The sequence below is a fragment of the Streptomyces sp. NPDC048734 genome, assembly GCF_043198675.1.
In the GTDB taxonomy this organism is placed as follows: Bacteria; Actinomycetota; Actinomycetes; order Streptomycetales; family Streptomycetaceae; genus Streptomyces.
This window is the reverse complement of the sequence record NZ_JBICUZ010000015.1, coordinates 122,490-135,325: the sequence shown is the minus strand read 5'-3', so window position 1 is coordinate 135,325 and position 12,836 is coordinate 122,490. Positions and strand designations below refer to the sequence as shown.

General features: G+C 73.5%; 11 protein-coding genes and 1 pseudogene. 4 read left to right on the top strand and 8 right to left on the bottom strand.

Annotated elements, in window-relative coordinates; all coding sequences use genetic code 11:
• Window positions 1–2: 2 nt before the first annotated feature.
• The 4 genes and pseudogenes from uraH to ACGFQC_RS30240 all read right to left on the bottom strand — a co-directional run bounded on the left by uraH (window position 3) and on the right by ACGFQC_RS30240 (window position 1,786).
• Window positions 3–419 carry a hydroxyisourate hydrolase gene (uraH, locus tag ACGFQC_RS30255; protein ID WP_363091554.1) on the bottom strand — a complete coding sequence of 139 codons (417 nt, stop codon included), beginning with the start codon at window positions 417–419 and terminating at the stop codon, window positions 3–5.
• Window positions 420–520: 101 nt separating this feature from the next.
• Window positions 521–1,027, bottom strand: a pseudogene (uraD, locus tag ACGFQC_RS30250) (2-oxo-4-hydroxy-4-carboxy-5-ureidoimidazoline decarboxylase); the annotation flags it as partial.
• Window positions 1,028–1,172: 145 nt separating this feature from the next.
• Window positions 1,173–1,541 (bottom strand): helix-turn-helix domain-containing protein, encoded by a 369-nt coding sequence (locus ACGFQC_RS30245; RefSeq protein ID WP_363091553.1) that lies wholly within the window; start codon window positions 1,539–1,541, stop codon window positions 1,173–1,175.
• Window positions 1,538–1,786 carry a thiamine-binding protein gene (locus ACGFQC_RS30240; RefSeq protein ID WP_363091552.1) on the bottom strand — a complete coding sequence of 83 codons (249 nt, stop codon included), beginning with the start codon at window positions 1,784–1,786 and terminating at the stop codon, window positions 1,538–1,540. The genes ACGFQC_RS30245 and ACGFQC_RS30240 overlap by 4 nt, the downstream gene beginning before the upstream one ends.
• Window positions 1,787–2,057: 271 nt before the next feature.
• Here ACGFQC_RS30240 and ACGFQC_RS30235 point away from each other — a divergent pair, with 271 nt between their 5' ends.
• Window positions 2,058–2,303, top strand: coding sequence for a hypothetical protein (locus ACGFQC_RS30235; protein WP_363091551.1), 246 nt, complete (start codon window positions 2,058–2,060; stop codon window positions 2,301–2,303).
• A 472-nt stretch (window positions 2,304–2,775) separates the two neighbouring features.
• Here ACGFQC_RS30235 and ACGFQC_RS30230 read toward each other — a convergent pair whose 3' ends face one another.
• Together ACGFQC_RS30230 and ACGFQC_RS30225 are read right to left on the bottom strand one after the other, a co-directional pair.
• Window positions 2,776–4,386: an AMP-binding protein gene (locus tag ACGFQC_RS30230; protein WP_363091550.1), complete on the bottom strand. Its 1,611-nt coding sequence runs from the start codon at window positions 4,384–4,386 to the stop codon at window positions 2,776–2,778.
• Window positions 4,383–6,053 (bottom strand): AMP-binding protein, encoded by a 1,671-nt coding sequence (locus tag ACGFQC_RS30225; RefSeq protein WP_363091549.1) that lies wholly within the window; start codon window positions 6,051–6,053, stop codon window positions 4,383–4,385. The genes ACGFQC_RS30230 and ACGFQC_RS30225 overlap by 4 nt, the downstream gene beginning before the upstream one ends.
• Window positions 6,054–6,209: 156 nt before the next feature.
• Here ACGFQC_RS30225 and ACGFQC_RS30220 point away from each other — a divergent pair, with 156 nt between their 5' ends.
• From ACGFQC_RS30220 to ACGFQC_RS30210, 3 genes are all read left to right on the top strand, one after another.
• Window positions 6,210–7,007 carry a helix-turn-helix transcriptional regulator gene (locus ACGFQC_RS30220; protein WP_363091562.1) on the top strand — a complete coding sequence of 266 codons (798 nt, stop codon included), beginning with the start codon at window positions 6,210–6,212 and terminating at the stop codon, window positions 7,005–7,007.
• 187 nt (window positions 7,008–7,194) lie between these two features.
• Window positions 7,195–10,011 carry an AAA family ATPase gene (locus tag ACGFQC_RS30215; protein WP_363091548.1) on the top strand — a complete coding sequence of 939 codons (2,817 nt, stop codon included), beginning with the start codon at window positions 7,195–7,197 and terminating at the stop codon, window positions 10,009–10,011.
• Window positions 10,012–10,289: 278 nt separating this feature from the next.
• Complete coding sequence (locus ACGFQC_RS30210) at window positions 10,290–11,081, top strand: serine protease (RefSeq protein WP_363091547.1); 792 nt, start codon at window positions 10,290–10,292, stop codon at window positions 11,079–11,081.
• Between the two features lie 132 nt (window positions 11,082–11,213).
• On the opposite strand, the gene ACGFQC_RS30205 is transcribed toward ACGFQC_RS30210, so the two are convergent.
• Together ACGFQC_RS30205 and dpgD are read right to left on the bottom strand one after the other, a co-directional pair.
• Window positions 11,214–11,891, bottom strand: a complete 678-nt coding sequence (locus tag ACGFQC_RS30205) for a DNA glycosylase AlkZ-like family protein (protein ID WP_363091546.1) — start codon at window positions 11,889–11,891, stop codon at window positions 11,214–11,216.
• Window positions 11,876–12,679: an enoyl-CoA-hydratase DpgD gene (gene dpgD / locus ACGFQC_RS30200; RefSeq protein ID WP_363091545.1), complete on the bottom strand. Its 804-nt coding sequence runs from the start codon at window positions 12,677–12,679 to the stop codon at window positions 11,876–11,878. Before dpgD ends, ACGFQC_RS30205 begins: the two co-directional genes overlap by 16 nt.
• Window positions 12,680–12,836: the final 157 nt, after the last annotated feature.

Here is a 12,836-nt window from a genome sequence, read left to right as displayed (position 1 = left end):
AGCTAGCTCCCTCGGTAAACGGAGTAGCCGAACGGGTTGAGCAGCAGCGGCACGTGGTAGTGCTCGCCCGGCACGACGGCGAACGTGATCGCCACCTCCGGGAAGAACACACCCGGTCCGCCGTCCCGGTTCGCGGGGGCGTCCTGCTGCGCATCGGCTTGTTTTCTCGCGGTTCTCTCCAGGTACGGCTCCACGGCGAAGTCGAGCCGTACCTGGGTGGTTCCCTCCGGCAGGGGCGGGAGGTCCTTGCAGCGGCCGTCCGCGTCGGTCGCGGAGCCGCCGAGCGCCCGCCAGCCCGCGTCCCGGCCCGGGCGGGCCGAGAGGTGGACGGCGACGCCCTCCGCGGGGCGGCCGACGCTGGTGTCCAGGATGTGCGTGGACACGGAGGCGGTGGCGCCGGTGCTGGTGCTGGTGCTCATGGTGTCAGGCGTCCTCTTCGGTCGTTCCGGTCGCCCCGGTCGCCCCGGTCGTCCCAGTCGTCCCGGTCGCCCCGGTCGTCCCGGTCGTCCCGGTCGTCCCGGTCGTCATCGACGAGTCGTGCCAGGCGGATGCGGTTGATCTTGCCCAGTTCGGCGCGCACGATCTCCCGTTCGCGTTCCGGCGGGTTGCCGAGCCGTTCCCGCACGGCGTCCCGCATCTGCTCGCCGGTGCGGCCCGTCGCGCAGATCAGGAAGACATGGCCGAACCTCTCCTGGTAGGCCAGGTTCAGTTCGAGCATCTGCGTCTTCAGCGCCTCGGAGGCGCCGGCCATGCCGCGCTGCTCGCGGACGGAGGCCGGGTCGCCGGGCCGGGGGCGGCCGATGGGCGGGTGCCCGGCCATCGCCTCGTCCAGGTCCGCGGCGGTCAGGTGGGCCACGGCGGCGTCACTGGTGGCATACAGATCCTCGGGCGTGGCGTACGGGCGGGCCGCCAGCAGGTGCCCGGCCCAGGTGGTGGAGGCGCAGGCCTCGCGGAGCGCGGCGCGGGCCGCGGACTCCTCCAGGGCGTTGAACCGGGCCAGCCCCGGGAGCGGGGAAGTCGACGTCACGGGAGCCTCCGTGGCCGTGAACGGCCGTCGTGCTGAACGGACTGCGGCCAGCTAACGCCCACCCGCCACGACCCGTCAACACTTTGTTGAAAATTCCGGGTCAACGAAACTCGGAGCCCCTGCGGAACCGGTCGCCGGCGTCCGTTCAGCTCCCCTTCTCGCGGTTGAGGTAGTTGTAGACGGTGAAACGGCTCACGCCGAGCGCGCCGGCCACGGTCTCCACGCCGTGCCGCACCGAGAAGGCGCCGCGCGCCTCCAGTGTCCGCACGACCTCCTGCTTGGCCTTGCGGTCCAGGTCGGCGAGGGGCCTGCCCTTCTTGCGCTCCATCGCGGCCAGGATGTGGTCGAGGGAGTCGGCGAGCTGCGGCAGCCGTACGGCGACGGCGTCCGCGTCCTCCCAGGACAGCACGACGTCGTCGGGGCCGGCCTCGTCCGGCGGGACCAGTTCCCCGCCCATGGCGTCGACCAGCGGTCTCACGGCGGCGATGAAGGACTCCCGCCCGGTCCCGGTCACTCGTCCTCCCCGAGCACGTTGACCTGGAGGGAGACCCGGGTGGCGCCGGCCTCCAGGGTCCTGCGGAGCAGGGCGTCGACCACGCCGAGCACGGAGTCGGCGCGGCCCTCCACGGTGTTGCCGAAGGGGCCGACGTCCACGGCGTCCAGGTCGGCGGCCTCGACGACCTCGCGGGCGACCAGCGCGTGCGCGGGCGCCTCGTCGAGATCGAAGGGCTCGGTGGTGAACTCAACCCTCAGTCGCACGCGCCCCACACCTCTCCGACCTGCCCGACCTGCGCTTTTCATGACTAACCTCCCCTGGGAGGCGATCCGGGCACGGCCTGTCGGCGCACGGCAGAACCGCTCGCACGGCTCCCGGACCCCGACCTTAACCGACCGGCGGGTCGGTCCGGGCGGCGTCGGCGCCCCGGCTCCGCGGCACCCCTGCGGGGGCGCCGGGCGGGGACGGGCGGGGACGGGCGGACCCTGCCCGTCCCGGCGTGCGGAAGGGCCTCGCCCGCAGGAGTCTGAGGGCATGGGCAATCCGACGCAGCATCCGCACATCGTGGTCCATCCGCCGGCCCTGGACGGCTCCCGCCGGGTCAGCCGGGACGACGCCACCCTCGGGATCGCCACGCACCTCGACGACGTCGTCGAGATCCTCCGCCTCGCCGACCTGGACCGCGTCGAGGTGGAGGAGACCGACCTCGTCGAATGGCAGGGCGGCGGTCCCGACGACTGGCCCGGACTGTCGGAGCACCACGGACAGCACCAGCCGTAGGCCGGGTACGACCACCTCGGATCAACCTCTGAACATGGTTCAGCAGGCTTCGACGAGAGCCGGACGTGGGCACATCGTGGTCACGCGAGGCCCGCCGGCACGGGGTCGGCGGACCCCGCCCCGGAGGGCCGCCACGGGCACCGGCACACCGGTCCGGCTCCGGCCGTACCAGGTCGCCCCGCTGCGGGGCGGACCCCGCGCCGCCGTCACGGTGGCCGTGGTCCCCCTCGCCGCCGCCGGGCGCCGTCGGGGCGGACCGGGCCGGCGGACCGCGAACCCCGGAAGCGTCCTCCGAGGCCGCCGGGCAGGCCCCGGCCGGTCAACGCGGCGGCCGGGCGGTTCGACGCCCGCGGCGCCTGAACCGGCCGCCGCACCGGTCCGACGACGTCACCCGCCCGACCACGTCACCCGCCCGACGAGGTCACCCGTCCGACGGCGTCACCCGTCCGACGGCGTCACCGGTCCGACGGCGTCACCGGCCACCGTAGTCACGCCGCAGTTCCACCTTGCGCACCTTCCCGGACACCGTCATCGGGAAGGCGTCCAGCACCTGGAGCCGGCTCGGGACCTTGTAGTGCGCCAGCCTGCCCTCGCAGTAGGCGCGCACCTCCTCCAGGGTCGGCGGCGCGGCGCCGTCGTGCGGGATCACACAGGCCAGCACCTCCTCGCCGTACTTCTCGTGCGGTACGCCGACGACCTGGACGTCCCTGATCTTCGGGTGGCCGTAGAGGAACTCCTCGACCTCGCGCGGGTAGATGTTCTCGCCGCCGCGGATGATCATGTCCTTGATGCGGCCAACGATCTCGACGTACCCGTCCTCCCGCATGTGCGCCAGGTCGCCGGTGTGCATCCAGCGGCCGGGGTCGACGGCCTCCGCGGTCTTCTCGGGCTCGTTCCAGTACCCGAGCATCACGCTGTACCCGCGGGTGCACAGCTCACCGGCGGTGCCGCGCGGCTGGGTCACGCCGGTGACCGGGTCGACGACCTTGACCTCGATGTGCGGGAGCACGCGGCCGACGGTGCCGGTGCGGTGCTCCAGGTCGTCGTCGCGGCGGGTCTGGAGGGAGACCGGGGACGTCTCGGTCATGCCGTAGCAGATGGAGACCTCCGCCATGTGCATCTCGGCGACCACCCGTTTCATCACCTCGACCGGGCAGGGCGAGCCCGCCATGATGCCGGTGCGCAGGGAGGAGAGGTCGTAGGCCGCGAAGTCGGGCAGGTTGAGCTCCGCGATGAACATGGTCGGGACGCCGTACAGGGAGGTGCACCTCTCCCGCTGGACGGCGTCCAGGGTCGCCTTCGGGTCGAAGGACGGCGCCGGGATCACCATGCAGGCGCCGTGCGAGGTGGCCGCGATGTTTCCCATCACCATGCCGAAACAGTGGTAGAAGGGCACCGGCACGCAGACCCGGTCCTGCTCGCCGTACCCGATCATCTCCCCGACGAAGTAACCGTTGTTGAGGATGTTGTGGTGGGAGAGGGTCGCCCCTTTGGGGAAGCCCGTGGTGCCCGAGGTGTACTGGATGTTGATCGGGTCGTCGCACGACAACTCGTCAGCCCTGGCGCGTAGTTCCTCCGGCCGGACCGTGGACGCGCGGCCCAGCAGGGCGTCCCAGTCCGGCTCCCCGAAGAACACCGCCTCCCGCAACCGCGGGCAGCTGCCGCGCACTTGGTCGACCATGGCCCGGTAGTCGCTCGTCCGGTGGCGTGCGGAGGCGAACAGCAGGGAGACGCCGGCCTGGCCGAGGACGTATTCGGCCTCGTGCGTGCGGTAGGCCGGGTTGATGTTCACCATGATCGCGCCGACGCGGGCGGTGGCGTACTGGACGAGCACCCACTCGGGGCAGTTGACCGCCCAGACGCCCACCCGGTCCCCCTTGGCGACCCCGCTCGCCAGCAGCGCGCACGCCAGCCGGTCGACGTCCGCCGAGAACTCCGCGTAGGTCCAGCGCCGGCCGGAGGGCACGTCGACCAGCGCCTCGCGCTCCGGCCAGGCGGCGACGGCCCGTTCCAGGTTGCCGCCGATCGTGTCGCCGAGCAGCGCCGTGGCGCTCGTGCCGTGGCTGTAGGACGCCGCGGTCACCGGAAGTCCTCCTCGCGGTACTCGTCCGCCGACCCCCCGGCCGTCGCCTCGCGCAGCTCGATGCGGCGGATCTTGCCGGAGACGGTCTTGGGCAGCGGCGCGAACTCCAGGCGGCGGATGCGCTTGTAGGGCGCGAGGGTCTCGCGGGAGTGCTCGAACAGGACCTTCGCGGCGCCGGGGCCGGGCTCCCAGCCCTCGGCCAGGACGACGTACGCCTTGGGCACAGCCAGCCGCAGCTCGTCCGGGGCGGGGACCACGGCCGCCTCGGCGACGGCCTCGTGCTCCAGCAGCGCGCTCTCCAGCTCGAAGGGGCTGATCTTGTAGTCGGACGCCTTGAAGACGTCGTCGCCGCGCCCGACGTAGGTGATGTAGCCGTTCTCGTCGCGTTCCCCGATGTCGCCGGTGCGGTAGTAGCCGCCCGCCATCGCCTCCGCCGTGCGGTCGGGGTCGCCGTGGTAGCCGGCCATCAGGCCGACCGGCCGGGCCGACAGGTCGAGCGCGATCTCGCCCTCGGTGACGCCGGGTGCGCCGGACACCGGGTCGAGCAGCTCGACGCGGTAGCCGGGGCTCGGGCGGCCCATCGAGCCCGTCTTCAGCTCCTGACCGGGGCTGTTGGCGATCTGCACGGCCGTCTCCGTCTGGCCGAAGCCGTCCCTGATGGTCACGCCCCAGGCCCGCCGGACCTGCTCGATGACCTCGGGGTTCAGCGGTTCCCCGGCGGCCACGGCCTCGCGCGGCGGGGTGCGCAGCTGGGTGAGGTCGGCCTGGATGAGCATGCGCCACACGGTGGGCGGGGCGCAGAAGGTCGTCACCCCGGCACGGTCCATCTCCGCCATCAGCCGGGCCGGGTCGAAGCGCGTGTAGTTGTGGATGAAGACGGTGGCCTCGGCGTTCCACGGCGCGAAGAGGTTCGACCAGGCGTGCTTGGCCCAGCCGGGTGAGGAGATGTTGAGGTGCACGTCGCCGGGCCTGAGGCCGATCCAGTACATGGTCGCCAGGTGCCCGACGGGGTACGACACGTGCGTGTGCTCGACCAGCTTGGGGCGGGCCGTCGTGCCGGAGGTGAAGTACAGCATCAGCGGGTCGTCGGCGAGGGTCGGCCCGTCGGGCAGGAACTCGGCGGAGGCGCTGTACGCGTCCTCGTAGCGCTGCCAGCCCTCGGGCACGCCGCCGACGGCGATGCGGCTGTAGGCGCCGGGCACGTCGTCGAACTTGCCGGTGTCCTCGGCGCGCACCACGACGTGGCGGATCCGGCCGCGTTCGACGCGGTCGCGCAGGTCGGCGGGGCCGAGCAGCGGTGTCGCCGGGACGACCACCGCGCGCAGCTTCATCGCGGCGAGCGCCGTCTCCCACAGTTCGGCCTGGTTGCCGAGCATGACGAGGATCCGGTCCTCGGCGCCGACCCCGCGCTCGCGCAGCAGGTTGGCGACGCGGTCGGACCGCTCGGACAGCTCGGCGAAGGAGAGGCGGACCTCGGAGCCGTCCTCCTCGACGATGTGCAGCGCGGTGCGGTCGTTGCCGTCCGCGATGACGTCGAACCAGTCCAGGGCCCAGTTGAAGTGCTCGGGCCGGGGCCAGTCGAAGCCCTCGTACGCGGTCTCGTAGTCCTCTCGGTGTTCCAGCAGGAAGTCCCGTGCCCCGCGGAACTGCTCCGTCGCCGTCGTCATCTGTCCTCCTGGTTGCCGGACCATTGCCGGGCGGCTCTCTGCCATCGTGTAATCCGTGATACAGGTCTCACCACCCCCGAACGGGGGGCACCGCGGCGAACCGCCGCGGAGAAGGGCGGGCAGGTGACAGCGGCGGACACGGCCGGAGCGGTGGAGATGCGCGGCGCGCTGGCGCGACTGCGGCGGGCGACGGGGCTGCCGGTCGCCTTCGGCGGGCTCGTCGATCCGGGGCGCCCGCGGATGCGCATCAGCGAGCTGAGCGGGGCGGCCACCCCGGCACTGCGCGGGCTCGCGGTGACCTCGGGCAACGGGCTCGGCGGAAAGGCGGTCGCCCTGGGCCGTCCGTGCGCCGTGACCGACTACTCCCTCTCCCGGCAGATCAGCCACGAGTACGACACGGCGGTCGCCGAGGAGGGCCTGCGCTCGGTCCTCGCGGTCCCGGTGGTCGTACGCCGCCGGGTGCGCGGTGTCCTGTACGGCGCGCTGCGCACGGCCCAGCCGCTGGGCGACCGCACGCTGGACGCGGCCGTCGACGTGGCGCGGGACGTCGAGCAGACCCTGGCGGTCGGGGACGAGGTCCGGGATCTGCTGGCGGCGGCCCGCCCGGAGCCGCGGGCCGGGTCGGCGGCGGGCTGGGAGCAGGTGCGGGAGGCGCACGCCTGCCTGCGCGCCCTCGCCCCGCGCATCGCCGACCCGGTGCTGCGCGCGGAGCTCCTGGAGGCCTGCGGGCTGCTCACCCGGGGCGTGCCGTCGCCGACGGTGGCCCTGGCGCCCCGCGAGCTGGACGTGCTGGCGTGCGTGGCGGCGGGCGTGACCAACCGGGTGGCCGCCGAGCGGCTGGGCCTGCGCCCGGAGACGGTCAAGGGCTACCTCGGATCCGCGATGCGGAAGCTGGGCGCCCACACCCGCGGGGAGGCGGTGGTCGCGGCACGGAGGGCGGGGTTGCTGCCGTAGCGGGGCGGGGCCGTGCGGGAGCGTAGGGATCAAGCCAGGGAGGGGCCGGGACGATGAGTGTTCATTCAAACGTCACCTCGATGAATTTCCGTATGCTCCCGTTGTTATCTCCCTCACGACGCCGTCCTTCCGGATTTCAAAGAGACGTTGCCTAGAATTCGGTCGGACACGACACTCGGAGGGAGCGGTGACCGTGCGACGGGACTTCAAGGAGCCTGCCAGATGCCGCCCCGACCTGGTCATCGGCAGGGACGAGCTGTTCACCTCCGCCCACGAGCAGCTGGCCCGCGGCGGCAGTGTGCTGCTGCACGGCCCGGCCGGAATAGGAAAGTCGACCGTGCTGCGGGCATTGGCCGCGGATTACGGCGACGCGGCCCGCACCGTCCTGCGCTGCTCGGCCACCGAGTCCGAAAGCCACCTCCCCTTCCTGGCGCTGGCCGACCTGTTCGGCCTGGTCCTGGACGAGGTGGCCGACAAGCTGCCCTCCGCCCAGCGCACCGCCCTGGAATCGGCGCTGACCGGCCGGGGCGAGTCGACGCTGCAACGCGACGGCCTCGCCCTGCGCCTGGCCGTGCTCTCGGCGCTGCGCGCCCTCGCCGCCGCCGGGCCCGTGCTGCTCGTCGCCGACGACATGCAGTGGCTCGACTCCGCGAGCTCCGAACTCCTCGGCTTCGCCGCCCGCCGACTCGGCGACACCCCCGTCCAGCTGCTCTGCGCGGTCCGGACCGAGGGACAGGAGTACGACCGCCATCTACGCGCGTCTCCGCCCGACACCCTCGCCGTCCGCCTGAACCCCCTCTCGCGTGCCCAGGTCTCCGCGCTGCTCGACCACCGCGGCTACACCGACCTGCCCCGTTCGACGGTCCGCGAGATCCACCGCACCAGCGGCGGCAACCCCCTGTTCGCCCTGGAGCTGGGCCGCGCCCTCGGCGAGAACCCGACCCCGCCGCGCCCCGGCGAGCCGCTGCCCGTGCCGACCTCGCTGCGCGCCCTGGTGCTCAGCCGGCTCGACATGCTCTCCGACGAGGCGCGCCGCACCCTGCTGGTGGCCAGCGCGGGCGCCCGTCCCACACTGGCGCTGCTGCACGCGGCCGGCCGCGAGAACGCCGAGGCGGAGACCGCGCAGGCCGCCGCGCTCGGCCTGCTGGCGACGGATCCGGAGGGGCCGGCCGTACGCTTCGCGCATCCGCTGATCTCGGCGGCGCTGTACGCGGAGGCGCCCGTGCGGGAGCGGCGGGCCGCGCACACCGCGCTGTCCACGGCCGCCTCCGACCCGATCGAGCGGGCCCGGCACCTGGCGCTGTCGGCCACCGGCACCGATCCCGAGGTGGCCGCCCGGCTCTCGGAGGCCGCCGCGCTGGCCCGGGACCGGGGGGCGCCCTCGGTGGCGGCCTCGCTCGGGCTGCTCGCGGCCCGGCACACCCCCGCGGACGGCGGGCCGGCCCCGGACGAGCGGCGGCTGGAGGCCGCCGAGGACGCGATCATCGCCGGCGAGGTGGACCTCGCCCGGGACATCGCCCGCGAGGTGCTGACGCGGGCGACGGCGCCCGCCGAGCGGGTACGGGCCTGGATGGTGGTGATCGAGGCGGCCGGGCAGGCCCTCGGTGACGTCGACGCCGTCTATCCGCAGGTGCTCGCCGACGCGGGCGACGACCCCGTGCTCCTCGCGCAGGTCCACTACCAGCTGGCCTGGCGCGGGCTGGTGGTGCAGGGGGACTTCGCGGAGGCCCGGGAGCAGGCGGCGCACGCCGCGGAGCTGGCCGCGCGCGGCGCCGACCGGCGCAGCGAGCTGATGGCGCTGGCCCTCCAGGCGTCGACGGAGACGCTCATGGGGCATCCGGACGCGCCCGTGACGATCAAGCGGACGCTGAAGGAGCCTCAGGACCCGTACGTGGCGTGCCATCACAACGGGCCGGGCGCGGCCAGGTTCCGCTGGCTGCTGATGAGCGATCAGCTGTCCGAGGCCCGCTCGACGATCACGGCGTTGCTGCGCGAGGTGCGCCGGCGCGGCATGGTCGAGAGCGAGGTGCACTTCCAGCGTTTCCTCGCGGAGACCGAACTGCGTTCCGGGCACTGCGGGCGCGCCCTGGACCTGGCCCGCGAGAGCCTGCGGCTGGCCCGCGACTCGGGGATCGGCCTGGGCGCCTCCGCGATGCTGGCCTCCCTCGCCGAGGCGTCCGGCGGTGAGGTGAGCCGTGCGCTGGAGCTGGCCCGGGAGGCCGCGGGCCGCGCCGAGGAGGACGGCGACCAGATGTACCTGTCGCGGGCCCTGGCCGCCCTGGGACACGCCCAGTTGGTCGCCGGGGACGCCGCGGGCGCGGTGGCCTCGCTGCGCCGGGTGCGGGAGCTGGAGGTGGGCCTCGGCATCAACGATCCGGCCCGCGGCCGCTGGCAGGGCGACCTCGCCGAGGCGCTGGTGCGGGTGGGTGAGCCGGGTGAGGCGCAGGAAGTCGTCGACGTCACGCGCGAGGACGCGCTGCGGCTGGGCCGCGAGAGCATCCTGGCGACGCTGGACCGGGCGGAGGCGCTGGTGCGGGCCGCGCGGGGCGACCAGGAGGGCGCCCTGGCCCGTCTGACGTCCGTTCAGGACCGGTTCGCCAAGCTCGGGTACGGGCTGGAGGAGGCACGGGCGGCGTTCGCCGTGGCCCGGCTGCGCACCCGGCGGCCGGGTCCGACGTCGTACGACGAGGCGGCGCGGCTGTTCCGGCGGTGCCGGGCGCTGCCATGGCTGCGGCAGGTGGAGGCGGCGGCCTCCGAGGAGCCGGCCGGACCGGCCGTCGTACCGGCGCCGGTGCCCGCGTCCGACGCGCTGGAGGGGCTCGCGTCGATGGAGCGTCAGGTGGCGGCGCTGGTGATGGAGGGCGCCACCAACCGGGAGATAGCCGCGCGGCTGTTCATCAGCGTCAAGACGGTGGAGGCGACGCTGACCCGGGTCTACCGCAAGCTGGGGATCCGCTCGCGGGTGGACATCGTCCGGCTGGCGGCGGGGCACCACGCGAAGTGAGGGCCGGGCGGATTCACCGACTGCGCGGGTCCGGTGTGCCCGGGTTCGCGGAGCGCGGGTTCCCGGTCCCGGGACCTGAGCGCGGGTTCCCGGTGCGACCGAGGGTTTTCCCTCCCCAACTCCCTTAGGGCGTTCCCTCATTGGGTCCGGGACGCACCCGGTCCTAGCGTAGGGGACGTGCCGCTCGCCGGGCACACGGGGGTCGGTCCCGAGACCTCCGTGCAGTCCCCCCACACCCGCGCGACCCCCCACCGGCAACTCCCCCAGCAAGGAGATCGATGTTCGGGCTCACCCGTGCCAAGAAGGCCGCGGCCCTCGCGACGGCCTCGGCCGCCGCGGTCGCGACCGCCCTGCTCAGCGCCCCCACCGCTGTCGCAGCCCCCCAGCCGATCGTCGGCGGCACCACGACCACGACGACCGCGTACCCGTTCATGATGCAGATCACGGACGCCTCGCAGAACCAGTTCTGCGGCGGCACCCTCGTGTCGGCGACCAAGGTGGTCACCGCGGCCCACTGCATGGTCGGTGAGACGACCAGCAGCGTGCGGGTGGTCGGCGGCCGCACCTACCTCAGCGGCACGAACGGCACGGTCAGCCGGGTCAGCAAGATCTGGATCAACCCGGACTACACCGACGCCACCAACGGCGACGACGTGGCCGTCCTGACCCTGTCGACGGCGATGCCGTACACCACGGCGTCGTACGTCACCTCCTCCCAGACCGGCGTGTACGCGGCCGGCACCACGGCCCGCGTCCTGGGCTGGGGCACGACCTCGGCGAACGGCAGCTCCTCCAACCAGCTGCGCACCGCCACCGTGCCGATCGTGTCCGACTCCAGCTGCGCGAGCAGCTACGGCTCCGACTTCGTCGCGAGCGACATGGTGTGCGCCGGATACACCTCCGGCGGCGTAGACACCTGCCAGGGCGACAGCGGCGGTCCCCTGCTCATCGGGGGCGTCCTGGCAGGCATCACTTCATGGGGCGAGGGTTGCGCGCAGGCCGGTTACCCGGGTGTCTACACCCGGCTGACCACCTTCTCCAACCTCGTGACCGCGCAGGTGAACTCGTAAGTCACCGCGCGGCCCGGAAGGACCCCTGAGCATCCCTCAGGTGAATGACCGGGGGGCGCTGCGAGCCTCCACGAGCGGCCCGCAGCGCCCCCTCTCCACGCGCCGGATTCCGGCGGAAGGTGTGCCCGGCCCCTACTGGATCACCGTGCCGAACCGGATGCCGCGGGACGACTCCCCGTACCTCACCCGCAGCAGCCGCTCCCCCTCGGCCGTCACCTCCCGCCGCCGCTCCTCGCCGAGCCGGCCGAACGGCTCGACGACGAGGGCGTCCGGCTCCAGCTTCCGCACCCCGGCGAGGAAACCGTCGACGAGGAGGGTGGCAAAGGCCTGGCTGCCCCGCCAGGAACGGCCCCGGTGCTCGGGCGGGACGACCCGGCGACGGTCGGCTTGGGACAGCAGCAGGTTGTCGAACTCGGGCAGGAAACGCGGCGGGGCCGGGGTGTCCGGGTCCGGGTCCGGTCGCGGGGCGTCGGGGAGGTCGAAGAGGTCGACGCCGTCGCCGTCGCGGAAGGTGACGAGCCGCGGGCGGAGCCGTTCGAAGGCCTCGCGCAGCCGGGTCAGCCCGGCCCAGGTCTGCATGTCCTTGACGGAGGCCAACCCGGCAGGGAGTCGAGGGACATGGGAGGGGACCTTTCGTCGGGCGACACGGACGCGCCGCCGATCGCGTCGCTCGGCTCGGTCCCGGCGCGGCTCGGTCTCGGCGCGGCTCGGTCTCGGCTCAACTCGGCTCGGTCTCGGCTCAACTCGGTCTCGGTCCCGGCTCAACTCGGTCCCGGTCCCGGTCCCGGTCCCGGTCAGGTTCCGGTCCACTTCGGGGGGCGCTTCTCGACGAAGGCACGTGGGCCTTCCAGCGCGTCCCTGCTGAGGGCCCGCCGTTCCTCCCACGGGTACCGAGTGGCGAACGCCCGGTCCAGCGGCAGGGTGGCCGAGACCGTCGCGGCTTCCTTGGCGGCGCGGAGGGACAGCGGTGCACAGCTCAGGACGTCCTCCAGCCAGCCCTCCACACAGGCGTCCAGACCACCGCCCGGCACCACCTCGTTGACCAGGCCCAGTTCGTACGCGCGGGCGGCGGTCATGCGGCGGCCGGTCAGCAGGTGCCCCATCGCGACACGGAAGGGCGCCTGCCGGGTGAGCCGGAACACCCCTCCGGCACCCGCGACGAGACCGAGCCTCGCCTCGGTCAGCGCGAACTCGGCGTGCTCCGCGGCGATCACGATGTCGCAGGCCAGGGCCAGCTCGAAGCCACCGCCCAGGGCGTACCCGTTCACTCGGGCGATGAGCGGTTTGGACATCGAGAACCGCTCGGTCAGCCGGGGCCAGCCCGGTTGACCGCGACTGCCGAACGTCGAGGGGGCGGTGCCCTCGTCGATCCGGCGGACCAGTTCCCCGAGGTCCTGTCCGACGGAGAAGGACCGCTCTCCGGCACCGGAGAGGACACCCACCCGGATGTCGTCGTCGGACTCGAAGTCGTCCCAGACCTCGGCCAGTTCGGCGTGCATCCGCAGATTCATGGCGTTCAGCACCCGCGGACGGTCCAGGGTGATGCGGGCGACGTGGCCGCGCTTGTCGTAGCGGACGCATTCCAGGCTGTCGAGCATCCTTCGTCTCCCGTTCGTCGAGTGGATCCCGCTCGTCGGTGCGGGCCGGCCGGCGTGACCGGGGGGGGGACCACCGGGTTCGCCCCGCCGCGCGAGCGGCGCGGGCGGCGCGGGCGGCGCGGGCGGCGGCGTTCACGGGGGGCCGGGCGCCAAGAGG

Bases quoted from the DNA above. Each gene is read 5' to 3' on its own strand.
- uraH (WP_363091554.1), bottom strand. From the start codon at position 419: ATGAGCACCAGCACCAGCACCGGCGCCACCGCCTCCGTGTCCACGCAC.
- ACGFQC_RS30235 (WP_363091551.1), top strand. From the start codon at position 2,058: ATGGGCAATCCGACGCAGCATCCGCACATCGTGGTCCATCCGCCGGCC.
- ACGFQC_RS30225 (WP_363091549.1), bottom strand. From the start codon at position 6,053: ATGACGACGGCGACGGAGCAGTTCCGCGGGGCACGGGACTTCCTGCTG.
- ACGFQC_RS30220 (WP_363091562.1), top strand. From the start codon at position 6,210: ATGCGCGGCGCGCTGGCGCGACTGCGGCGGGCGACGGGGCTGCCGGTC.
- ACGFQC_RS30210 (WP_363091547.1), top strand. From the start codon at position 10,290: ATGTTCGGGCTCACCCGTGCCAAGAAGGCCGCGGCCCTCGCGACGGCC.
- dpgD (WP_363091545.1), bottom strand. From the start codon at position 12,679: ATGCTCGACAGCCTGGAATGCGTCCGCTACGACAAGCGCGGCCACGTC.